Source organism: Mesorhizobium sp. M0761, assembly GCF_040320205.1.
In the GTDB taxonomy this organism is placed as follows: Bacteria; Pseudomonadota; Alphaproteobacteria; order Rhizobiales; family Rhizobiaceae; genus Mesorhizobium.
The window spans coordinates 14,989-38,444 of the sequence record NZ_JAMYPF010000006.1; the positions used below are offsets into that span (position 1 = coordinate 14,989).

At 64.1% G+C, this 23,456-nt stretch carries 18 protein-coding genes; 7 read left to right on the forward strand and 11 right to left on the reverse strand.

Annotation, left to right across the window (positions count from 1 at the left end):
* Positions 1-240: 240 nt before the first annotated feature.
* The gene (locus NKI32_RS11665; RefSeq protein ID WP_023668625.1) at positions 241-858 is read right to left on the reverse strand and encodes a TetR/AcrR family transcriptional regulator; all 618 of its coding nucleotides are present in this window, start codon (positions 856-858) and stop codon (positions 241-243) included.
* Positions 859-931: 73 nt separating this feature from the next.
* Here NKI32_RS11665 and NKI32_RS11670 point away from each other — a divergent pair, with 73 nt between their 5' ends.
* Positions 932-2,215, forward strand: a complete 1,284-nt coding sequence (locus tag NKI32_RS11670; RefSeq protein ID WP_023835196.1) for an MFS transporter — start codon at positions 932-934, stop codon at positions 2,213-2,215.
* 100 nt (positions 2,216-2,315) lie between these two features.
* Here NKI32_RS11670 and NKI32_RS11675 read toward each other — a convergent pair whose 3' ends face one another.
* On the reverse strand, positions 2,316-2,594 hold the full coding sequence (locus NKI32_RS11675) for a hypothetical protein (RefSeq protein WP_023753187.1): 279 nt from the start codon (positions 2,592-2,594) through the stop codon (positions 2,316-2,318).
* A 197-nt stretch (positions 2,595-2,791) separates the two neighbouring features.
* Between NKI32_RS11675 and typA the strand changes: the two genes are divergently transcribed.
* On the forward strand, positions 2,792-4,621 hold the full coding sequence (gene typA, locus NKI32_RS11680; RefSeq protein WP_023681424.1) for a translational GTPase TypA: 1,830 nt from the start codon (positions 2,792-2,794) through the stop codon (positions 4,619-4,621).
* Positions 4,622-4,676: 55 nt separating this feature from the next.
* Here the strand turns inward: typA and NKI32_RS11685 are convergent, their stop codons facing one another.
* Complete coding sequence (locus NKI32_RS11685; RefSeq protein WP_023807703.1) at positions 4,677-5,306, reverse strand: DUF1062 domain-containing protein; 630 nt, start codon at positions 5,304-5,306, stop codon at positions 4,677-4,679.
* Between the two features lie 340 nt (positions 5,307-5,646).
* Positions 5,647-6,681, reverse strand: a complete 1,035-nt coding sequence (locus NKI32_RS11690; protein ID WP_353002672.1) for an L-idonate 5-dehydrogenase — start codon at positions 6,679-6,681, stop codon at positions 5,647-5,649.
* Positions 6,682-6,822: 141 nt separating this feature from the next.
* On the opposite strand from NKI32_RS11690, the gene NKI32_RS11695 reads away from it, so the two are divergent.
* Positions 6,823-7,437 carry a LysE family translocator gene (locus NKI32_RS11695; RefSeq protein ID WP_023818262.1) on the forward strand — a complete coding sequence of 205 codons (615 nt, stop codon included), beginning with the start codon at positions 6,823-6,825 and terminating at the stop codon, positions 7,435-7,437.
* A 25-nt stretch (positions 7,438-7,462) separates the two neighbouring features.
* On the opposite strand, the gene NKI32_RS11700 is transcribed toward NKI32_RS11695, so the two are convergent.
* Together NKI32_RS11700 and NKI32_RS11705 are read right to left on the reverse strand one after the other, a co-directional pair.
* Positions 7,463-7,903 carry a hypothetical protein gene (locus NKI32_RS11700; protein ID WP_023736823.1) on the reverse strand — a complete coding sequence of 147 codons (441 nt, stop codon included), beginning with the start codon at positions 7,901-7,903 and terminating at the stop codon, positions 7,463-7,465.
* Positions 7,904-7,906: 3 nt separating this feature from the next.
* Positions 7,907-8,470, reverse strand: a complete 564-nt coding sequence (locus NKI32_RS11705; RefSeq protein ID WP_023736824.1) for a peroxidase-related enzyme — start codon at positions 8,468-8,470, stop codon at positions 7,907-7,909.
* Positions 8,471-8,601: 131 nt separating this feature from the next.
* Between NKI32_RS11705 and NKI32_RS11710 the strand changes: the two genes are divergently transcribed.
* Positions 8,602-13,392 carry an NAD-glutamate dehydrogenase gene (locus tag NKI32_RS11710; protein WP_352666480.1) on the forward strand — a complete coding sequence of 1,597 codons (4,791 nt, stop codon included), beginning with the start codon at positions 8,602-8,604 and terminating at the stop codon, positions 13,390-13,392.
* Between the two features lie 263 nt (positions 13,393-13,655).
* Positions 13,656-15,035 (forward strand): MFS transporter, encoded by a 1,380-nt coding sequence (locus NKI32_RS11715; protein WP_352596782.1) that lies wholly within the window; start codon positions 13,656-13,658, stop codon positions 15,033-15,035.
* A gap of 44 nt (positions 15,036-15,079) precedes the next feature.
* Here NKI32_RS11715 and purH read toward each other — a convergent pair whose 3' ends face one another.
* The 3 genes from purH to NKI32_RS11730 form a co-directional block, all read right to left on the reverse strand.
* The gene (purH, locus tag NKI32_RS11720; RefSeq protein WP_023704964.1) at positions 15,080-16,696 is read right to left on the reverse strand and encodes a bifunctional phosphoribosylaminoimidazolecarboxamide formyltransferase/IMP cyclohydrolase; all 1,617 of its coding nucleotides are present in this window, start codon (positions 16,694-16,696) and stop codon (positions 15,080-15,082) included.
* A gap of 106 nt (positions 16,697-16,802) precedes the next feature.
* Positions 16,803-18,527, reverse strand: coding sequence for a heparinase II/III family protein (locus NKI32_RS11725; RefSeq protein WP_023704963.1), 1,725 nt, complete (start codon positions 18,525-18,527; stop codon positions 16,803-16,805).
* Between the two features lie 216 nt (positions 18,528-18,743).
* On the reverse strand, positions 18,744-19,598 hold the full coding sequence (locus tag NKI32_RS11730) for a helix-turn-helix transcriptional regulator (protein WP_502897940.1): 855 nt from the start codon (positions 19,596-19,598) through the stop codon (positions 18,744-18,746).
* A gap of 78 nt (positions 19,599-19,676) precedes the next feature.
* Between NKI32_RS11730 and NKI32_RS11735 the strand changes: the two genes are divergently transcribed.
* Positions 19,677-20,615 carry a phytanoyl-CoA dioxygenase family protein gene (locus NKI32_RS11735; RefSeq protein WP_023668640.1) on the forward strand — a complete coding sequence of 313 codons (939 nt, stop codon included), beginning with the start codon at positions 19,677-19,679 and terminating at the stop codon, positions 20,613-20,615.
* A 19-nt stretch (positions 20,616-20,634) separates the two neighbouring features.
* On the opposite strand, the gene NKI32_RS11740 is transcribed toward NKI32_RS11735, so the two are convergent.
* Both NKI32_RS11740 and htpX read right to left on the reverse strand, forming a co-directional pair.
* Positions 20,635-22,020, reverse strand: coding sequence for an RsmB/NOP family class I SAM-dependent RNA methyltransferase (locus NKI32_RS11740; protein ID WP_023688860.1), 1,386 nt, complete (start codon positions 22,018-22,020; stop codon positions 20,635-20,637).
* On the reverse strand, positions 22,011-23,036 hold the full coding sequence (htpX, locus tag NKI32_RS11745; protein WP_023688861.1) for a zinc metalloprotease HtpX: 1,026 nt from the start codon (positions 23,034-23,036) through the stop codon (positions 22,011-22,013). Before htpX ends, NKI32_RS11740 begins: the two co-directional genes overlap by 10 nt.
* Positions 23,037-23,141: 105 nt before the next feature.
* Here htpX and NKI32_RS11750 point away from each other — a divergent pair, with 105 nt between their 5' ends.
* Positions 23,142-23,348 carry a DUF1674 domain-containing protein gene (locus tag NKI32_RS11750; protein ID WP_353002675.1) on the forward strand — a complete coding sequence of 69 codons (207 nt, stop codon included), beginning with the start codon at positions 23,142-23,144 and terminating at the stop codon, positions 23,346-23,348.
* Positions 23,349-23,456 lie beyond the last annotated feature (108 nt).

Genomic DNA, 23,456 nt, shown 5'->3' on the forward strand with positions numbered 1-23,456 from the left:
GAGGTTGGCCCCAGCCTATCGCCAAATTTGCGGCCGGCCTAGCGTGCCAATCTCAACGTTGGCGCCGCCCAAATCGCCCTGCCGGGCAATTCTCCCCCTGAACGGGAGAAAGTGGCCGGCTGCGCCGCTGGCGACAACCTTGCAACGCTGGCAATTGGCGAAATCGTGATGAGAGCGTTCCTCGCCCCATTTCCGGGAAAGGATGCCGGCAGGTGAGGGGCGGCGCCAACGTTCGAAATGTTATTTCTTCAAGCTCGCCTCGATCAGCAGGTCGGCGTTGTGGGCGACCGCCGCCGCCGGGCCTCCGAGGCCGAAGAGCTGGCCACTGATATAGGCGCCTTCGATCAACAGCAGCAGGCCGTCGCCGAGCGTGTCAGGGTCTTTAGCGCCCATCGCTGCGGCCATGGCGCGCAGGCGGTGGCGCAACTCCTGCTTGTTGGCCTCGCTGACGACACGCGCCGGATGGCCATGTTCGGGATATTCCACCGCCGCGTTGGTCATGCCGCAGCCGCGATAGTCCGGCCTTTGCGTGCGCTTGCCGACGCGAGTCAGAAAAGCCCTGAGCTGTGCCCGCGGGTCGCCGGGATGGGCAGCCACGGCTTCGTCGAAACGCTCCCAATACTCACGGTCATATTGCCTGAGATAGGAAGCGGCGAGCTCGTCCTTGGAGGGAAAGCTGCGGTAGAGGCTGGGCTTGGTGACGCCGGCGCGCTTGACGATCTCGTCGACGCCGATCGCCCGGATGCCGCGGCGGTAGAACAGGTCGTAGGCCACGTCGAGGATTTTCTTGGCAGCCTTGGGCGGTGCGGCTGCATGACCGTCCTTGATGGTCAGTTCAATATTTTTGTCCGTTGGCATGGTATGACTCGATTGACGTGTTACCGATCGGTACGTATACATGTCCTCACCCTGCAACGTACCGGTCAGTAACATGATAGCTCAATCCCGTCCCTTTGGCCAGCGCTACGCTTTCGTCGTGGTTGGCGTCATCTTCCTTTGCCTGTTGATCGCGGCCGGGCTTCGTTCCGCACCCTCGGTGATGATGCTGCCGTTGGATAAAAGCTTCGGCTGGGGGCGCGATACGGTTTCGATTGCCGCTGCGATCGGCATCTTCCTTTACGGCCTGACCGGGCCGTTTGCCGCCGCATTGATGGAGCGTATCGGCTTGCGCCGCACGCTGCTTGCCTCGCTTGTGATCATGTCGGGCTCGACCGCGCTCAGCCTACTGATGACCGAGCCCTGGCACCTGTTCCTCACCTGGGGCGTGTTTTCCGGCATCGGCTCCGGCGCGGTCGCCACGGTGCTCGGCGCCACCATCGTCAACCGCTGGTTCAAGACCAATCGCGGCTTGGTGATGGGGCTGATGTCGGCCTCCAGCGCCACCGGCCTGTTGGTGTTCCTGCCGCTGCTGGCATCGCTCGCCCAGTCGGGCGGCTGGCAGCCCGTCGCTACCGCCGTCTCGATCGCCACCGCCTGTCTTCTGCCGCTGGTCTGGCTGTTGGTTCCGGAGCGTCCCGCTTCGATCGGCATGGTGCGCTATGGCGCCGGGGCGGATGACGTGCCGCCGGTATCGCCGGCATCGCAAGGCAATTTCCTGGCGCATACGCTCAACACGCTGCGCCGCGCCGCCGGCACCCGCGTCTTCTGGTATCTGTTCGCCACGTTCTTCATCTGCGGCTTCACCACCAACGGGCTGGTCGGCACGCATCTGATCTCCTTCTGCGGCGACATGGGCATCCCCGAGGTACAGGCCGCAGGCTTGCTGTCACTGATGGGTATTTTCGACCTGATCGGTACGACGCTCTCGGGCTGGCTCACCGACCGTTTCGACCCGCGCAAGCTGCTCGGCGTCTACTACGGCATTCGCGGTCTGGCGCTGATCTATCTGCCCTATTCCGGCTTCTCGGCGACCAGCCTGATCATCTTCGCCGTGCTCTACGGTCTCGACTGGATCGCCACCGTGCCGCCGACGCTCAGGCTCGCCAACGAGGCCTTCGGTGACCGCAGCGGCCCGATCGTGTTCGGCTGGATCGTAGCCGGCCACCAAGTCGGCGCCGCCACCGCCGCCGCCTTCGGCGGCACCATGCGCGAACTGCAGGGCAATTACGAACTGGCTTTCCTGATCGCCGGCATGACGGCGATCGTGGCTGCGTGTCTGTCGCTGCTGATCAATACGAGCAGGCCGGCTTTCGATCCGGAGCCGCAAGCGGCGTAGGGCGCGGTACTAATCTCCCGCTGGTGACGCTCGATCCGGTGCGGTCGGCGTAAGCCTTTGGGTCGGCGCGAAGGATCGCTATGCCTGGAATGGGCAACCGTCAGTCCGGGTAGCAAACCGTCGGAATCTTCGGCCACACCGCGCTGTCGCAGCCTGCAACCTGCTGCCTCTGCTTGAAAGAGGCGCTGACCGGGCCGGTGACCACGGGGTCGACGCCATCAGGGGCGTCGGCAAACATCTGCTCGGCCGTCCGGTCGGACGACGAAGCCGGATTGGCTTCCTTCACCGTGGCGGCCGATTGAGCGGCATTGGCCGCCAGCACGGCAGCGAATGCGACCGAAGCGATGAGGGGCCAAAATCGGTTGAGTTTGTCGGTCATGAATTTCGAACTACCCGGGCCCAGAAAGGTTCCCGCCTTGGTTAACAAAACCATCTCACACCGAGATGCTTAAGATTTGATGAGTATTTGGTGGTGCGCCTCCTCTTTCGCAATTGCGAAAAACCCTGTATGAGCCGCGCAACCGAAAGAGGCGGCGCCTTTTGGCCTGCTGCCTGCAACGCTCCCGAGACCACAAAATGAAAATTCGTAATATCGCGATCATCGCGCACGTCGACCATGGAAAAACCACCCTCGTCGACCAATTGCTGCGGCAATCCGGCTCCTTCCGCGACAATCAGCGCGTCGCCGAGCGCGCCATGGATTCCAACGACCTCGAGAAGGAACGCGGCATCACCATCCTGGCCAAGGCGACCTCGGTCGACTGGAAGGACACCCGCATCAACATCGTCGACACACCCGGCCACGCCGATTTCGGCGGTGAGGTCGAGCGCATCCTGTCGATGGTGGATTCGGCGATCGTGCTGGTCGACGCCGCCGAAGGCCCCATGCCGCAGACCAAATTCGTCGTCGGCAAGGCGCTCAAGGTCGGTCTGAAGCCGATCGTCGTCATCAACAAGATCGACCGTCCGGACGCCCGCCACGTCGAGGTGGTCAACGAGGTGTTCGACCTGTTTGCAGCGCTTGACGCCACCGACGAGCAGCTCGACTTCCCGATCCTCTACGGTTCTGGCCGCGATGGCTGGGTCTCGGAAAATCCGGAAGGCCCGAAGGACCAGGGCCTGGCGCCGCTGTTCGACCTCGTCATCAAGCATGTGCCGGAGCCAACCGTTCATCCCGGCCCGTTCCGCATGATCGGCACCATCCTGGAAGCCAATCCATTCCTCGGCCGCATCATTACCGGCCGTATCGAGAGCGGCACGCTGAAGTCCAACCAGGCGGTCAAGGTGCTCCACCATGACGGCACCCAGATCGAAACCGGGCGCATCTCCAAGATCCTCGCGTTCCGTGGCCTCGAGCGCCAGCCGATCGAAGAGGCGCAGGCGGGTGACATCGTGGCAATTGCCGGCCTGTCGAAGGGCACTGTCGCCGACACGTTCTGCGACCTGGCGGTGACCGAGGCGTTGCATGCGCAACCGATCGATCCGCCGACCGTCACCATGTCTTTCCTGGTCAATGATTCGCCGCTCGCCGGCACCGAAGGCGACAAGGTGACCAGCCGCGTCATCCGCGACCGCCTGCTGCGAGAAGCCGAAGGCAATGTCGCGCTCAAGATCGAGGAATCGCCCGACAAGGATTCGTTCTTCGTTTCCGGCCGCGGCGAATTGCAGCTGGCCGTGCTGATCGAGACGATGCGCCGCGAAGGCTTTGAAATCGCCGTGTCGCGTCCGCGCGTCGTCATGCAGAAGGGCGAGAACGGTGAATTGCTGGAGCCGGTCGAGGAAGTCGTCATCGACGTCGACGAGGAGCACGCCGGCATCGTCGTGCAGAAGATGTCGGAGCGCAAGGCCGAGATGGTCGAGCTGCGGCCTTCGGGCGGCAACCGTCAGCGCATCGTCTTCCACGCGCCGACGCGCGGACTGATCGGCTACCAGTCGGAACTGTTGACCGACACGCGCGGCACCGCCGTGATGAACCGGCTGTTCCACGCCTACCAGCCCTACAAGGGCGAACTGCCGGGCCGCACCAACGGCGTGCTGATCTCCAACGAACAGGGCGAGGCAGTGGCCTATGCCATGTGGAACCTCGAAGACCGCGGCCCGATGGTCATCGACCCGGGCGTCAAGGTCTATCAGGGCATGATCATCGGCATCCATAGCCGTGACAACGACCTCGAAGTGAACGTGCTGAAGGGCAAGAAGCTGACCAACATCCGCGCCGCCGGCAAGGACGAGGCGGTGAAGCTGACGCCGCCGATCCGCATGACGCTGGAGCGCGCGCTGGCCTGGATCCAGGACGACGAGCTGGTCGAGGTGACGCCTAAGACCATCCGCCTGCGCAAGCTCTATCTCGACCCGAACGAGCGCAAGCGCTTCGAGAAGTCGGCCAAGGTTGTGGGCGCGGCGTAATCGTCTGATTGTCTAAATTCGAGAGGGGCGAAGCACCGGTGCTTCGCCCCTCTTGTCATTCACCCACGGCAGCCGAAATGATGGCTTCACGATCCGGCTCGTCGGCCAGGTCAATGCGAATCGCCGTGCCGTCGCGGGCCGGCTTGCGCAAAGCTCTGGCGCCTTCGGGAACAACAACCAGCAATCGTTTCTCCTCCAGCGCCTGAAGCCTTGATCGGGAGATGCCGAGTTCGCCGGCGAGCAGACGGTCGAGCCGCAGCGATGTCGGCATTTCCAGCCCAAGCCTGATTTCAAGCGCGGCTGCGGGTCGGCCTTCGCCGCCGAGCCGGTGTTTGTGAACGGCGACATCGGGAAACTCCTCGACGCGGCCGACCCGGTTTCGCAAAGCCACGACATCGAAGGCATGGCGGCGGGCGAGGGCCGGATCGTTGCTTTCGAGCGCTGCCAGCAGCGCGGGTTCGATGTCGCGGCGGTTGCAGCGTTCGAAAATGCCGAAATTCCACGAATTGTCGCAGTCGATGCAGCGATAGATCAGCCAGACATCAATGCGTTTGCCATTGGCGTTGACGCGGAATTTGTCGCTGCAGCGGTAGGCTTTCACCGCGCTGCAGCGGTTGCAGTGGACCAGGGGTCGAGGCGCGATTTCGGGCGTGATTGCCCAGTGGATAGCGAGATGTTGGGACAAGCCGGAAGACCTTCCAGTGTGGAAGTTCTTCAGGTCGGCAATGGCGAGATGCCCATGCGGGCACGGCGTGGCGAGAGCTAGCTATGTCGGAAATCAGCTGTCACGGGCGGCAAAGCGCGCGACAACGGTTCAGCAGTGCCAAACCGGTCTCGAACCGCCGCCTGAGGAACACGTGAAATGGAGCAGGCACCGCTTAATGCGGCGCCCTGCCAAGTGTGATCAGGGGAGTTGGCGAGACCGGCGGTTACTGAGGCAAAATGAAGCTCGAAATGAATGTCGGGACGGTTCTTCTAGCGGCAAGATGCCGAGCGGGCAAGGTTCATAGGGTGTCTCGCCCTGCTCAGGCGAAGGCGATCTGTACCTTCATCGATTTGTTGCGGTCGCCGGCGATCTCGAAAGCCGCAACCGCCTCGTCTATCGGATAGATGCCGGTCAGCAGCGGCTTGACGTCGACGCGACGGTTGTTGATCAGATCGACGGCCAGCGCGAACTCGTCGTGGAAACGGAAGGAGCCGCGCATTTCGATCTCCTTGGCGACGATGAGATTCTGAGGCAGCGACATGTCGCCGCCTAGGCCGAGCTGCACGAGCACCCCGCGCGGCTTCAGCACATCGAGCCCGGCTCGCACCGCGCGCTCATCGCCGGAGCATTCGAACATGACGTCGAAACTGCCCTTCTCGACATTGTAGCCAGCGAGCTTGTCGGCATCTGTGGCGACATTGATGGTGCGGTCGGCGCCGATCTCGTTGGCCTTGGCCAGAACCGCGTCCATGACATCGGTGACGACGATCTCACGCGCGCCGTGGACACGTGCGGCAAGGATGCTGAGCGCACCGATCGGCCCGCAGCCGGTGACCAAGACCCGCTTGCCGAGCAGCGAGCCGGCGCGGTTGACGGCATGCAGCGTTACCGCGAACGGCTCGGCAAAGGCGGCTTCGTTGATGGAGACATGGTCGGCGATCTTGTGGCACTGCCAGGCCTCGGCGGCGAGGCACTGGCGGAAGGCGCCCTGTATATGTGGCATCGGCATGGCGCTGCCGTAGAATCGCATGTTGAGGCATTGGTTCTGCACGCCCTGCAGGCAGTACCGGCACGCATTGCAGGGCCGGCTGGGCGAAATCGCAACGCGGTCGCCGACGACAAGGCTGGAAACGCCGGCGCCAAGTGCCTTCACCGTGCCGGCGACCTCATGGCCGAGGATCATCGGCTCGCGCAGGCGCACCACGCCGAAGCCGCCATGATTGTAATAGTGCAGGTCCGAGCCGCAGATGCCGCCGGCCTCGACCGATATTTCGACCTGTCCTGCGCCAGGCGCGCCGGGATCGGTCTCTTCGATGCGAAGGTCTTTTGCCGCGTGGATGACGATTGATTTCATGGCCGCGATCCTTTCTCAAACCACTGGCACGGGCAAGTCCGATCTCCGAAATATGTTGCGTTCGTTGGCCCATCAGGCCGAGGGGTGCCAAATCGCCACCGATCGGATATCATTTGCCATCCAACGCTCGAAGGCTCCGCCATGCACCTCACCTCGCTGCTGATCTTCGCCGCCGCTCTCTTCGTTGCCGCCGGCTCGCCCGGCCCATCGATCGCGGCACTGGTTGCCCGCGTCATCTCGAAGGGCTTTCGTGACGTGTTTCCGTTCCTGCTCGCCATGTGGATCGGCGAGGCCATCTGGCTGTCGCTGGCGGTGTTCGGGCTGGCGGTCGTGGCGCAGACCTTCCATTTCGCCTTCGTCGTCGTGAAATGGATCGGCGTCGCTTACCTCACCTACCTCGCCTTCAAGATGTGGACCGCACCTGTCGACGCAAAAGAAGGCGAGATGCCGCGCGAGGATTCGGCGACAAAGCTGTTCTTTGCCGGCATGGCGGTGACGCTCGGCAATCCCAAGATCATGATGTTCTATCTGGCGCTGCTGCCGACGATCATCGACCTCGCTTCGGTGAGTGTCATCGGCTGGGTCGAACTGACGGCGACGATGGCGGTGGTTCTGATCGCCATCGATCTCGCCTGGGTCGTCGCGGCCTCACAGGCGCGCAAACTGTTGAAGAGCAAGCGTGCGATGAAGATCGCCAACCGCATCAGCGCCACGACGATGGCCGGCGCTGCCGGGGCCATCGCGGCGCGATCCTGACCGCCTTTCTATGGGAACCTCAAAGCTAGACTTTGTCCAATAGATCCATGCTATCAGACGTGCCAACTTTCCAGCCGGCGAAGCATCCCAAAACGCCACAGGCCGCGCATCGTACGCCAACATACAGCCAGCGAACGCCGTCACGTTCCGGGTAGATGGAAAACCCGACGCCGATGTTTGCAGCTTCGGAGCCGCACTCGGTGCACGCCCATCGTTCCGGCTGGGCTTCGTCCCAAAATTCCGCACTGTCGCAGATAAGATGCTCGGATCCGCAGACCGTGCACGTTCGTCGCGCCACACCCTCGTCATCGTCGGCATCGAGGAGAAACGAGATGGAACCGCACTTGCAGCGGGCGAGCCTGAAGTCATGAACCTCGGCGTTGTCGGCGCCATAGGCTTCCAAGTATTCTCCGATGTCAGTGGGCTCGCTGCCAACCCACCACTTGCCTGACGTATCTATCGTCATTGGTCACCTCGCCATGGCGTGGTATTCGTCGTTCGGGCGCATGTCGATGGCCGCCGCCACGCGGTTCGACATGTTGAAGAAGGCGGCGGTCGAGGCGATGTCCCAGATGTCGCGGTTGGTGAAGCCGGCGTTGCGCAGTGCTTCCCTGTCCGCCTCGACGATCTTTGCCGGCTCTTCCGTCAGCTTGACGGCGAATTCGAGCATCGCCGTCTGTTTCGGTGAAAGATTGGCAGCGCGGAAGTTCATCACCATCATCTCGCCGAGAGCCGGATCGCCGGAGATCTGGCGCACCGCCGCGCCATGCGCGGTCAGGCAATAATAGCAATGGTTGATCGAGGAGACGACGACCGCGATCATCTCCCGTTCCAGCTTCGACAGGCCGGATTCACCCAGCATCAGATCATTGTAGGTTTCGGTAAAGGCGCGCAGCTTCTTCTCGTCGAAGGCATAGGCAAGAAGCACGTTGGGAACCAGGCCGAGCTTTTCCTCGCATTTGGCGAAATAGGCTTTTGTCGCCTCGCTCAGTTCCGCGATACCCAAGTCAAGTGCGCTGATTTTGCCGGACATGGGGTCTTCCTCCTCGTTCACCGCCGCCTGACCGTCGAATTCCTGTAATTCTTATCGAGCCGTCAAACCTTTGTCGCCAAACAGCGGTCATCTGCTACCATAGTCGTAAAAGCATGTGACGGGAGGACAACATGGCGAGCGTGAAATCCGCAGCTAAGCCGAAGAAAACAGCCACTGCCGGGGTGAAACCCGACGGGAAGCCGGCCAGGCTCGCCGACTATCTGCTGGCCCGCGCGCCGGCCGAAGACATTGCCGCCTATGACGCCGCCGACCTGGAGCGAGCCGCCGACCTGGCAGGACGTGCGGTCGCCGCCCACAAGAAGGGCCAAAGTGTCGTCGCCGTCGATGCCGGGTCGGGCGTCTCCCGCGAGGGCCGCCCGATGACGATCATCACCGTCGTCAACGACAACATGCCGTTCCTGTTCGATTCGATCCTCGGCGAGATCACAGAAACTGCCGGCGAACCGACTTTGGTCACCCATCCGGTCATCGTCGTGCGTCACGGCAAGGCCGGCGTCGACGAGATCCTCGGCGACGGCAGCGCCCTCAAGGACGATGGCAATCACGACCGCCTGAGCGTCGTCCATGTCCATATTCCGCGCCTGACGGCGGAGCAGGCCGACGCGCTGGCCGACCGCCTGCGCAAGATGCTCAACCAGGTGCGCGCCGCCGTCAGCGACTGGAAGCCGATGCTCGCCCGTCTCGACCAGGCGATTTCCGAATTCCGCTATTCCGCCGTGCCGCTCGACAAGAAGAGCGTTGCCGAGGCCATCGCCTTCCTTGAATGGCTGCGCGACGACAATTTCACTTTCCTTGGCATGCGCGAGTTCAAATATTCCGGCGGCGCGGAGAGCGGCAATCTAGAGCGCGCCGACAAACCCGGTCTCGGCATCCTCGCCGACCCGGATGTGCTGGTGCTCCGGCGCGGCACCGAGGCGGTGACGACGACGCCCGAAATCCGCGCCTTCCTGCATGGGCCGGAGCCGCTGATCGTCACCAAGGCCAACGCCAAGTCGCTGGTGCACCGCCGCATTTATCTCGATTATATCGGCGTCAAAACCTACACCGCCAAGGGCACGCTTGCCGGCGAGTTGCGCATGGTCGGCCTGTTCACCTCGACTGCCTACACGCGCTCGGTGATGAAAATCCCGTATCTGAGGTCAAAGGCCGAGACCATCATCGCCAAGTCCGGCTTTGACCGGCACGACCATTCCGGCAAGGCACTGATCAACGTTCTGGAGAGCTATCCGCGCGACGAACTGTTCCAGGTGCCGGTGCCGATCCTGAAGAAGCACGCCGCGGCCATTCTCGGCCTGGTCGAGCGGCCGCGGGTGCGGGCGCTGGTGCGCGCCGACCAGTTCGACCGCTTCGTCTCGATCCTCGTCTTCGTGCCGCGCGACCGCTATGACAGCGTCGTGCGCGAGAAGATCGGCACCTATCTCAAGACCGTCTTCGAAGGCCGTTTGTCGGCTTACTATCCGGCTTTCCCCGAGGGCGGGCTGGCGCGTGTGCATTTCATCATCGGCCGCTCCGGCGGCAAGACGCCGAAGGTCGAGCAGGCGGTGATCGAAGCGGCGATCCGCGACATCGTGCGAACCTGGGACGACGCGCTGGCCGAAGCTGCGGAAGCCGTCGGCGGCGATCCATCGCTGAAGGCGATCGCCGCGCGTCTGCCTGAGAGCTATCGCGATTCCTTCAGCGCGGCCGTCGCGCTGAAGGATGCGGGGCGCATCGCCGGCATCAGCACCGCCAACCCGATCGCCATCGACTATTACCGCCATGCCGAGCAGAAACCGCATCAGGCAGCGCTGAAGATCTACCACCACGGCAGCCCGGTAGCGCTGTCGCGTCGCGTGCCGGTGCTGGAAAACATCGGCTTCCGCGTCATCAGCGAGCGCACCTTCGAGGTTGGCGAGGACGGCGGCGACACCGTCTTCGTCCACGACATGGAGCTGGAGAACAGCTACGGCAAGCCGATCGACCTCAGCGATGGCGGCGCGCTGTTCGAGGACGCGTTCCTGTCGGTCTGGCGCGGCGACATCGACAATGACAGCTATAACGGGCTTGCCCAGACCGCCGGCTTGTGGTCGGGCGAAGTCAGCATTCTGCGCGCCTATGGCCGCTACCTGCAGCAAGCCGGTATCCCGCAGAGCCAGGATTTCATCGCGGCCGCGCTCAACCGCTATCCCGACATTGCGCGCGGCCTGCATGCACTGTTCGTCGCTCGTCTCGGCCCGACCGCCGAGACGGAAGGCGTCATCGCCGCCAAGCACCTCAAGGCCAAGATCAAGGACGCGCTGGAGGAAGTCCCTAACATTGATGACGACACCATCATCCGCCGCTATCTCAACCTGATCGAAGCCTCGTTGCGCACCAACCATTTCGTTGCGGGAACGAAGGAGCGGGGCCAGTCACTGGCGATCAAGCTCGATTCGCAGGCGGTCGAAGGATTGCCGGCGCCGCGGCCGTGGCGCGAGATCTTCGTCTACGGTTCCGAGGTCGAAGGCGTGCATCTGCGCTTCGGCCCGGTTGCGCGCGGCGGCCTGCGCTGGTCGGACCGCGCCCAGGATTACCGCACCGAGGTGCTCGGCCTGGTGAAGGCGCAACAGGTCAAGAACGCCGTCATCGTGCCGGTCGGCGCCAAGGGCGGCTTCTATCCGAAGAAGCTGCCGATGAGCGCCGGCCGCGACGCCATCTTCGAGGCCGGCACCTCGGCCTACAAGAATTTCGTTTCCAGCCTGCTGTCGATCACCGACAACATCGGCCTCGATGGCGTCATACCCCCAGCCGGTGTCGTCAGGCGCGATCCTGACGACCCCTACTTTGTCGTCGCCGCCGACAAGGGCACGGCAACCTTCTCCGACACCGCCAATGCCATTTCGGAGAAACACGGTTTCTGGCTCGACGATGCCTTCGCCAGCGGCGGCTCGGCCGGCTACGACCACAAGAAGATGGGCATCACCGCCAAGGGTGCCTGGGAAGCGGTCAAGCGGCATTTCCGCGAGATCAACCGCGACATCCAGACCACCCCCTTCACCGTCGTCGGCGTCGGCGACATGTCGGGCGACGTGTTCGGCAACGGCATGCTCTTGTCGCCGCAGACCAGGCTGATCGCCGCCTTCGACCATCGCGACATCTTCATCGATCCCGATCCAGACAGGGTGGCGTCGATGGCGGAGCGCGAGCGCATGTTCGCGCTGCCGCGTTCGTCCTGGCAGGACTATGACAAGACCAAGCTGTCGGAAGGCGGCGTCATCGTCTCGCGCAGCCAGAAGTCGATCACGCTGCCTGCGGCAGCGGCGGCGGCGATTGGCCTCGCCAAGACCACCGCGACACCGGCCGAGATCATGACCGCCATCCTCAAGGCGAACGTCGACCTTCTGTGGTTCGGCGGCATCGGCACGTATTTACGGGCCTCGGGCGAAACCAATGCCGAAGTCGGCGACCGCGCCAATGACGCCATCCGCATCACCGCGCTCGATGTGCGGGCCAAAGTGATCGGTGAGGGCGCCAATCTCGGCGTCACGCAGCGTGCCCGCATCGAATTCGGCATGAATGGCGGTCGCTGCAACTCCGATGCCATCGACAATTCCGGCGGCGTCAACTGCTCCGACGTCGAGGTCAACATCAAGATCGCGCTGGCGTCCGCCATGCGCAAGGGATCGCTGACCCGGCCGGCGCGCAACAAGCTGCTGGCCGAGATGACCGACGAGGTCGCCGGCCTCGTGCTGTCCAACAATTACGAACAGACGCTGGCGCTTTCCATCGCCCGCAAGCGCGGCCTTGCCGACATTGCGCACCAGAGCCGGTTCATGGCGGCGCTGGAGGCTTGGGGCCTGCTCGACCGCGCTGTCGAGACGCTGCCGTCGCCGGCCGCCCTTGCCGAGCGCGAGGCGCGTGGCGAGCCGCTGACCCGGGCGGAGCTTGGCGTGCTGCTCGCCTATGCCAAGATCGTGCTGTTTTCCGACATCGTCGCCAGCGACGTGCCTGACGACGCGCATTTCGACCGCGATCTGATGGGCTATTTCCCTGACCGGATGGCGAAGAAATATGCGGCCGAGATCCATGGCCACCGGCTGCGCCGCGAAATCATCGCCCGCGTCGTCGCCAACGATCTCGTCAATCGCGGCGGACCGTCATTCGTCAACCGGCTGCAGGAAGCCACGGGGCGCAGCGCGGCCGACGTGGTGCGCACCTTCGCCGTGGTGCGCGACGGCTTCGCGTTGCCGGCGCTCTATCAGGAGATCGATGCGCTGGACAGCCACATCGACGGCCAGGCGCAGCTCGATCTCTACCAGTCCGTCAGCCGGCTTATCTTCGTGACCAGCGGCTGGTATCTGAAGAACGATGCCGGCACCGCAGCGCTCGGCCAGCGCATTGCCGAACTGCAAGAGGCGCGCATGGCGCTGGAGCCGAAGCTGCTCTCGCTGCTACCGGCCTTCTCGCGCGAGCGGGTCGAGGAGAGGCGGTATGGCCTGTTCAAGGCCGGCGCCCCCGAAAAGCTCGCCGGGCAGCTGGCAATGGCCGATGTGGCGGGACTGATCCCCGACATCGCACTGACGGCGCGCACGGCCAATGCCGACGTCGTCGCCTCGGCCAAGGCGTTCTTCGCCGTCAGCGATGCCTTCCGCATTCCGCGCGTCGAAGAGGCGGCGCGTTCAATCACGCCGTCGGACTATTACGACCAGCTGGCGCTGTCGCGCGCCACCGACACGATCGGCGCGGCGCGGCGCGGCATTGCGGTGGCGGCTCTCGCCGGCCATGCCGGGACGGCGGATCCTGTGGCGGCCTGGCTGGAAGCCGGAGGCGAGCGCGTGGCGCGCATCCGCGAGCGGCTGCAGGCGCTGACCGAAGGCGGGGATATCACCGTGTCCAGGCTGTCGGTGGCTTCGGGGCTGATGAGCGATCTGACGGGGATGTGAGGCTCGGGACTTTACCCTCCCCCTTGTGGGGAGGGTCGCTGCGAAGCAGCGGGGTGGGGGTGCGGCACCGACCCCACCCGGACCTTCGGTCCGACGTCCCCACAAGGGGGAGGTAGAGGCGCGGCGCCTTTCTTCGCGTCTCTATGCAGGTAGACAGCGGCGACATCCAGGTGAGGGGCAGCGCGAATCTTTGGCGGTTTGCATGAGCATTCGAAACATGCAGACATGGCATCCGACAAGCGCGGTGTCCCGGGGGAATCATCATGGCGGCGGTAGAAACAGTGCAGCGGGCATCCGGGCACGGCATCTGGGGATGGATGTTCTTCGACTGGGCGGCGCAGCCGTTTTTCACCGTCGTCACCACCTTCATCTTCGGGCCTTATTTCGTCTCGCGCATGGCGAGCGATCCGGTCTCAGGCCAGGCGGCCTGGGGCTACGGCATCGCTGTTGCGGGCCTGGTCATTGCCGTGCTGTCTCCCATCCTCGGCTCGATTGCCGACCAGACCGGGCCGCGCAAGCCGTGGATTGCGTTCTTCGCCTCGATCAAGATCATCAGCCTTTGCCTGCTATGGTTCGCCGCTCCCGGCTCGAACCTTTTCCTGGTGGTGCTGTTCTTTTCTCTCGCTTCGGTCGCGGCGGAATTCTCGACCGTGTTCAACGATTCGATGATGCCGCGCCTGGTGCCGAAGAGCGAGATCGGCCACGTCTCCAACATTGCCTGGGGACTTGGTTATCTCGGCGGCATGATCGCGCTGATCTTTGTCGTCGCCTGTCTGGCGGGTTCGCCGGAGACCGGCAAGACGATCATCGGCATCGACCCGCTCTTTGGGCTCGACCCGAATCTCGGCGAGGACGCGCGCGCCACCGGGCCGCTGTCGGCCGGCTGGTATTTCCTGTTCATCCTGCCGATGTTCTTCTTCACGCCAGACGCCATCAAAGGCATTCCGATCGGGCCGGCGGTGCGCGAGGGGCTGTCGGAACTGAAGTCGACGCTGACTGAAGTGCGCCGGCGCAAAGGCATCTTCCGCTTCCTTGTCGCCCGCATGATTTATCAGGACGGCGTCAATGCGCTGCTCGCTTTGGGCGGCACCTTTGCGGCAGCGATGTTCCATTGGTCGATCACCGAGATCGGCATGTTCGGCATTATTCTCAACGTCGTCGCCATCGTCGGCTGCCTGGTTGCCGCATGGCTGGACACCGCGCTTGGCTCCAAGACCATCGTGATGATTTCGCTCGTCCTGCTCAGCATCGCCACCATCGGCATCGTTTCGACCGGGCCAGGCTACACGCTGTTCGGCGCCTGGATGATGCCGGGAGCCGATAGTGGCGGCCTGTTCGGCACGGCGGCGGAAAAGGCCTACATTTTCTATGGCCTGTTGATCGGGCTGGCGTTCGGACCGGTGCAGGCGTCGTCACGCTCCTACATGGCGCGCAGCGTGACCGCGGCCGAATCCGGCCGCTATTTCGGCATCTATGCGCTGGCCGGAAGGGCGACGAGTTTCCTGGCGCCGTTCATGGTGGCGTCGATCACGCTCGCCAGCGGCTCGGCGCGGCTCGGCATGGCGGCCATCGTGCTGTTCCTGGGCGTTGGGATCGCGATATTGATCTGGACGCCGTACCCGGCGGATCAGCCAGTGGAATAGCGCCGCACTTTTCCTTCTCCCCTTGTGGGAAAAGGCAGAGGCGCTCAATGCCTGAAATGCCTCACGCCGGTAAACACCATGGCGATGCCATGCGCGTCGGCAGCGGCGATAACGTCGTCGTCGCGCATCGAGCCGCCGGGCTGGATCACCGCCGTGGCGCCGGCTTCGATCGCGGATATGAGCCCGTCGGCGAAAGGGAAGAAAGCGTCGGAGGCGACCACCGAGCCCTTGGTCAACGGCTCCGCGAGGCCAGCTGCTTCCGCCGCGTCGAGCGCCTTGCGGGCGGCGATGCGCGAGGAATCGACGCGGCTCATCTGCCCGGCGCCGATGCCGACCGTGGCGCCGTCCTTGGCGTAAACGATGGCGTTCGACTTGACGTGCTTAGCGATGCGGAAAGCGAATTTGAGGTCGGCCATCTCGGCCGCCGTCGGCGCGCGCCTGGTCACCACCTTCAGTTCGAAATCGTCGACCACCGCGTTGTCGCGGCCCTGGACGAGCATGCCGCCAGCGACGGATTTCACAGTGATGCCGCCGGCGTGCGGATCGGGCAGACCGCCGGTGACCAGCAGTCGCAAATTCTTTTTGGCGGCGATGATGCGGACAGCGTCCTCCGAAGCGTTCGGCGCGATGATCACCTCGGTGAAGGTTTTTACGATCTCCTGAGCCGCTTCGGCATCAAGGATGCGGTTCATGGCGATGATACCGCCGAAGGCCGAGACCGGGTCGCAGGCCAGCGCCCTGGCATAGGCAGCCGACAGCGAAGCGCCCTCGGCGACGCCGCACGGGTTGGCGTGCTTGATGATGGCAACGGCGGCGCAGCGGTTGGGGTCGAACTCGCCAACCAGCTCGAAGGCGGCGTCGGTGTCATTGATGTTGTTGTAGGACAGCTGCTTCCCCTGCAGCTGGCGGGCCGTGGCGACCCCCGGCCGCTTGTCGCCATTGACGTAGAAGCCGGCGCTCTGATGCGGGTTCTCGCCATAGCGCATGACGCTTTCCAGCCTGCCGCCGAAGGCGCGCCAGGTCGGGTGCTCGATCTCAAGCGTTTCGGCGAACCAGCCGGAGATCGCCGCATCGTAGCTGGCGGTGCGGGCAAAGGCCTTGGCCGCCAGCTTCTGGCGGAAATCCAGCGACAGCGAGCCGATGTTCATCTCCAGCGCGTTCAGCACCGAGGCGTAGTCGCCGGGATCGGTGACGATGGCGACATAGGCGTGATTCTTGGCCGAAGCGCGGATCATCGCCGGGCCGCCAATGTCGATGTTCTCGACAACAGCGGCATAGTCGGCGCCGGAACGGCGGACCTCCTCGAACGGGTAGAGATTGGAGACGAGCAGATCGATCGGCTCGATACCGTGATCGTGCATCGCCTTGGCGTGTTCGGGATCGTCGCGCACGCCGAGCAGCGCGCCATGCACCGACGGGTGCAGCGTCTTGACGCGGCCGTCCATGATCTCGGGAAAGCCGGTCAGTTCGGAAACGTCGCGCACGGCAAGGCCAGCTTCGGCGATCGCCTTTGCCGTGCCTCCGGTCGACACCAGCTCGACGCCGGCCGCGACCAGCCCTTTGGCGAAGTCGATCAGGCCGGTCTTGTCGAAGACGGAAAGCAGGGCGCGGCGGACCGGAACGAGGTCGGGTGCCGGAATGTTCTTGGCGGCGACGGCCATGGGCTGGCGGCCTTTCAGGGCTGATTGGAGAGCGTTGCCGGGCCGTAGCACATGAGGTCAGGAAATCAAGCCGGAAGCTCGATCAAGCCGGCGCCGGCAACGACGCTCAGCTGTTCTCGGGATAGCCGGCGATGCCGGTGCGCGTGAGCTGCCAATGCACCTCGGCGATCTCCGAGGCCTTGAAGGCGAGCACGATCTGGCGGCTGCGGCGCGGGCCGCCAAGGCCGGCGAAATAGATCGATTCCTCGACCTCCGGCACCACTTCGGTGCAGGTGAACACCCAGGTGTCGGCCTGGTCGGCGGTCAGCACCAGGCGGTCATGCTCGTCCTGCAAAAGGTTGATATCAGGGTGGATGTGGAAGCGCACCACGACGAAGTCGCGGCCATTGTTGCGGATCGCCGCACCGCCCGGGCGGAGGAAGCGATCCCTGCCGGCGAGCACATTGCCCTCGCTCGACAGTTTCAGCTCGCGCTCATGCAGGAAGCCAAAGCGCTGCATATAGCCGTCATGGCGGGCGATGAAGCCTTGCGTGCCCTTCTGGTCGATGCGCTTGCAAGGCACATGCTGCGGGCCGCCGAGCAAGGGTGAGCCGAGCAGGTCGTTGACGCGCAGCGAATGGGAAAACCGCGCCGACGAAGTGTCGTTGATGGTGGCGGTCGAATGCGCCGCGGTGGCACGGGCCAGCGGCCGGAACTCGGCGGCGCCATAGGTGTCGATGCCGGCATTGACGATATAATGCTGGCGGCCGGACGAGAGTTCGAAGGCCAGGCACCCGGCATGCGCGGCGTTGGACACATCGACGGCCGGCGACGGGCCGGTATCGGCAATCACCGTAACGCCGCCCATACACAGCCGCTCATAGCCGGAATGCGGCGCGTGCAGCAGCGGCGCGCCGGCGGTGTCGTCGTGGCGCAAGATGGTGGCAATGCGGTCGTGGATGGTCGCGCCCATGCCGTTGAAGCGGGCCAGGCTGCCATCCTGATGGCGGAAGAAACGGAGCGCCGGCAGCATGCGGTCGATGGCGCCCATCAGGGCTGCCGGTGGCGTTTCGGCCTGATTGGCATAGGTCTGACGCAGCGGCAGGAGATCGGCGAGCAGTTCGAGCACCGCCATCGGGTTGCGCGAAATATGGCCGCCATCGGGAAGGATCTGGCGGTCGAGTTCTTCCGCCAGGTTGCGGGTGGCGCCGCGCAGTGCGGAGGCCGGCGCCGGCAGCGACAGCGCGGCGAAGGCAAGCGCGATGCGAGCGCGCAGCCTGTCCTTGCCGTCCGGCATTTCGCGCGCCATCGAGCGGAGATAGCGGATCTGCACGGCGAGCGATTTCAGGAAGGCGCGATAGAACGGAAATTCGGCCCCTTGTAGGACAACCGACGAGTGTTGCAACCAGGCAATGACGCGCTTGGCGGTGGTGCCGGGCTCCCAGGCTATGCCGGAAATCTGGTTGCCATGCATGGCGACCCAGTCGGAGACAAGCGCGCGTGCATTGGCGGCGGCCAGCTCGGTGCCGGCGGCGCGCATATGGCGCAGCCAACGAAAGCCGTGCAGCGTCTTCACCCAGCCGCGATTGGCGACATCGATCTGGAATGGCGATTTGCCGCCGGTCTCGACGAGGTGTCCCGACAGCGGATAGCGGCCATAGTAGATCTCGAGCGCGATCTGCGGATCGGCGAGCCTGAGGTCGGGCGGTGCAATCAGGACGCGTTCGGGCGTGCGCCCGGAATAGCGCCAGCGATAGACTGGCCCTGCGCGAAGGCGCCGGCGCGTCTTGCGCCAAAACTCCTTAGCGACAAGCGTCCACAGACGTGTCGTGCTGCCGGCAGCCAGTGCCAAAACCCCTCCTCGTCGCCTGGAGATAGAGCATGCTGTCGCCCGAAAACCGCGTCACACTTTTCGGCATCATGTTCCGGTACCCCAGCGAAGCTTATATGATTCAAGAACTTGTGCGAAGTCGAATTCCGCCGACGTGAAGCGCCTCACGCTGCCGGCCACCGACCCGCCCCGAAAAAAGTCAAGCGCTTCGCGGGTTTATGCCCGGCAATCCGGCACTCACTTGCGGTTGTGGCGAGACCGAAATTCGCTGGGCGAACAGTTTTCCCGGTCGCGAAACAGACGGGAGAAATAGAAGGCGTCGTGGATGCCGACGGCGGCCGCAATGGACTCGATGGGCGAATCGGAGGCGGCCAGCATCTGTTTGGCGCGGTCGAGCCTCGTGCGCAGTTGGAAGGCCTTGGGCGACATGCCGGCTGCCCGCGCAAATCTGCGCCGCAAGGTTGCCGGCGACATCGAGAATTTCGCGGCGAAGGCATCGAGATCGACCGGGTCGCACGCGCAGCGGCGCAATTCGTCGATGATGGGCTGCATGTCGGCATGCTGGAAGCCGGGATTTCGTTGACGGTTGTTCCAATCCATTGCCTGGCGGGCAGCACGCACGACGATGCGATGCATCGTGGCGGCGGCTTCTGCCTGGCTCAGCATCGTATCGAGCGACAGCTCACCATGCAGCCTGTCGAACAGCCGCTGCATTTTGCCGAGGTCGCGCAAGGGGACGACAGGGGCGTCCTCGGCGATCAGCCGCAGCCGGGTGAAATCGCGTATCAAGGCGCCGTCGAAGAGCGCCCAGCGTTCGAGCCATCCCGATGCATCCGGCCCGTAGGAATGCATCCTCCCGGGAAACAGCCAGAACAGGGCCGGCGCTCGGATCGTCTGCATGCCGGCTGTCCTGGTTTCAAGCCAGCCTTGACCATCCTCAATCAGCACCACGGCGAATTCCGGCAATTTGCGCGCTTGGATCGCCTGCGTGACGCGATGCCGACCAATCCCTGTAACCGACAGGCCGCCGGCCGCGGCCGGTGCGGATCTGTAGAGCGCGTAAGGGTGATCGTTCATGAGCGAAAAGTCCATGGCTTCGTTCCGTCCATGGGCGAGCGTGCGAACAGTATGCCATTTCCAGCTAAGGATGGAAAATCGCAGGTGGCTGAAATGTCAAGCTCAACAGGTGGCACGCAACGACGGATTCCTGTTGCGTCAATCGATCTGAACGCCAACGGCAAGACATTATCGATGGCGCCGAACCGGTTGGGTCATCTCGTGCCAACCGACGCCGGGGTCGGCATCGATGCCATTCGCGGCCTCCTTGCCGAGCAAGGCTATGTCTGGCTGAAAAGTATGCTGCCGCGCCGCGACGTCATCGATTTTCGCGGCTGGGTGTTTTCGTATCTGGCCGACACCGGCTTGCTGCAGCCCGGGTCCGATCCCGCGCTTGGCCTAGCGGCGGCCGCCGGCACGTTCGACCGTCAGCTCGCCGATCGCCGGTTGATGGCGCTGGTTCGCTCCACCGCCTATGAAGGGTTCTGCGCACAGCCCCTGATGGCCCGGCTGATGGATGCGTTCGTCGGCGGGCTGTCCTATTTGCACAAGCGCAAGATCATGCGTTTCACCCAACCGGGCACCACTGTGGCGACGCCGGCGCATTACGACCTCGTTTATCTGCGCGGCGGCACCAGCCGCATCGTCACGGCCTGGATCCCGATCGGCGACGTTCCCGTCGACATGGGCGGCCTGGTCTATCTCGAGGGATCGCACGCCATCGGCCTCGACATGGAGGCCCGGTTCGCCAGGGAAAATGCCGGGCTGAGCCCGCAGGAGCGCATCAGCGCCTACAACAGGAACATGAGCGAGGGCGGCTGGGTGTCGAAGGACCTGCCCGACATGGCGGAGCGGTTCGATACACGCTGGCTGATCGCGGACTTCGAGGCCGGCGATGTCGTCCTCCACTCGCCCTATATGATCCACGCCTCGACGACCAACCAGAGTGCGGAGGGGCGTATCCGGCTCTCCACCGATATCCGCTACCAGAATGTCGATGATGAGATCGATGCAAGGTGGGGGAAGCACTGGAGTCTGAACGACATGCTTTAGGCATGTCGTCGCGTCGGAGTCAGGCCAGACGTCGCATGCGGGCGGCGAAGAAGCCGTCCAGGCCGGAAACCCCTGGCGAACCAAGGTCAAGATCGGCGGGTGTGGTGCGCAGCGTGCCTTGCGGGGTCAGGAAGGCGTCGATGCCAGCGATTTCGCCGGGCTGCAGCGGATCGTCGGCGACGGTCTTGTTGCCGGCCAGAAAGGCGCGATACAGATCCTCGCCTTCGATCGGGTCCAGCGAACAGTTGGAAAAAACAATCCGGCCGCCCGGTTTGACCAAAGTGACGGCGCGGGCGAGCAGCTTTGCTTGCAGATCGGCTAGCTTTTCGACGTCGGCTACCGTCTTGGTCCATGGCACGTCCGGGTGGCGCCGAACCGTGCCGGTGGAAGAGCAGGGCGCGTCGAGCAGGACGGCGTCGAAAAGCTCCGCCGGCTGGTATTTCAGCAGATCGGCCTGCACGATCTCGGCGGACAGCCCAAGCCGTTCGAGGTTCTGCGTCAGCCGCGCCAGCCGGTTCTTCGAGGTGTCCAAGGCGGTGACTTTGGCGCCGGCAAGGATAAGCTGAGCGGTCTTGCCGCCGGGGGCGGCGCAGAGGTCGGCGACGCGTAATCCTTTGACATCGCCGAACAGCCGCGCCGGAAAACTGGCGGCGGCGTCCTGGACCCACCATGCGCCTTCGCTGAAGCCCGGCAGTTCGGTGACGGAGGCGCTGAGCTTTTCCACTCGCACCGTGCCGGTCGGCAGCACGATGCCGCCGAACTTTTCGGCCCACAATTCGGGATCGGCCTTGACCGTGAAATCGACCGGCGCCTCAACGCGATGCGCCGCCAGGATCTGTCTGGTCATCTCGGCGCCATAGGCGGCCTTCAGCCGGTCGGAGAACCATTTTGGCGCCTCGTCGGTGGCGGCAAGAGCTGCCGGCAGTTCGGTCTCCTTGGCGCGCACCAAAGTGCGCAGCACGCCATTAACGAGGCCGGAAAAGCGCTGCGTGCGTGGGTCCGACTTGGCGTGGGTCACAGCCAAATCGACGGCGGCGCTGTCGGGGATGTCGAGGAACAGGATCTGCGCCGCCGCAACATGCAGGATGTGCGACAAAGCTGTGGCGTTGGGTGGCAGCGGCTTTTCAAGGCGGCGGGCGAGGAGCCCGGCAATGGTCATGCGGTAGCGCAGCGCGGTCACCAGTATGGCGCGCACCAGGCCGCGGTCGCGCAGGTCGAGCACCTTGTATTGCGGATGGCCGTTCTCGTGGTCCGTCAGCCCGTCGAGCGGCGTCTTGGCGTCGATAACGGCGGCCAGCAGCCGCGCCGCTGCCTTGCGCGCGGCGAGGCCGGCGACGAATTCGTCCGAGCTGTTTTCGCGATCGCCTGAATGTGCGGGCCGGGATCTGGCGCCGCTCACGACCACGGACCTTTGGGTCCGGTCGGATTGCGGCCCCACGGATTGGCTTTCGGCTTGGCCGGTCTGGTCGGCGGAGTGGGGCGTGCTGCCTTGCCCCACGGGCCTTGCACGGCATCGGCCGGGAATTCTTCTGTTTGCCCGGGCGTCGGCGCTTGGCGCGGCGCCGGCTGGCGGCCTGCCATGTCGCGCGCCATCGCCTGCAGCGCGGCGATGCGGTTGTCGGTATTCGGGTGGGTCGAAAACAGGCTGTCCATGCGCTCGCCGTGAAGGGGATTGATGATGAAGAGATGCGCGGTCGCGGGATTGCGTTCGGCATCCTGGTTGCGGATGCGTTCGGCGCCGCGGGCGATCTTGTCAAGCGCCGATGCCAGCCAAAGCGGATTTCCAACGATTTCGGCGCCGCGCCGGTCGGCCTCGTATTCGCGCGTGCGGCTGACCGCCATCTGCACGATCATGGCGGCGAAGGGTGCGACCAGCATCGCCACCAGCACGCCGACAAAGCCGAACGGGTTGTTGTTGTCGCGGCTGCCGCCGAAGAAGAAGGCGAAATTGCCGAGCATCGAGATGGCGCCGGCGAGTGTCGCGACAATGGTCATGGTCAGCGTGTCTCGATGCTGGATGTGGGCCAGCTCATGCGCCATGACTGCCGCCACCTCCTCATGCGACAGGCGCTCCAGCAGCCCGGTCGAGGCCGCGACCGCGGCGTTCTCGGGATTGCGGCCGGTGGCGAAGGCGTTCGGCTGCGGATTGTCGATCAGATAAGTCTTGGGCATCGGCAGGCCGGCCTGCTTGGCCAACGCCTCGACGATGGCGTGGAATTCGGGCGCGTTCTTCGCGTTGACCTCGACGGCGCGGTTCATCGACAGCACCATCTTGTCGGCATTCCAGTAGCTGAACAGATTGGTGCCCGCGGCGACCAGGAAGGCGATCATCATGCCGCCGGTGCCGCCGATCAGAAAGCCGACGCCCATGAACAGCGCCGTCATCGCGGCCAGAAGCATGGTGGTGCGTAGCGTGCTCATCATCTGCTCCCTGTGCGGCCGTGGCAAAAAAAGGTCGATCGGGGTGAACTCATGGCTATATGATGGGAAACGCCGCCCTTCGTTTCAATCCGCCCGGACTATCGCATGACCGACCAACCCAGCAAAGCCGATGCCGACCGGGAGAAGGACCTGACGCCGGCGGCCAGCCGAGCGCTGGCTGAAGCCGAGGCGCGCCGTGAAGCGTATCGCCAGAAGGAAGCTGCGTTGCCGAAGGAAATCGGCGGCCGCGGCGGCAAGGAACCCGGCCGCTACGGCGACTGGGAACTGAAGGGACTGGCTAGCGATTTCTAGGGGTTCAGGAACGGAAGAACTGGGGAACTGGTGAACTGAAGAGTTGAAGAAAAAGGCGCATAGCAGTTCTCCAGTCCTCCAGTCCTCCAGTCCTCCAGTCCTCCAGTC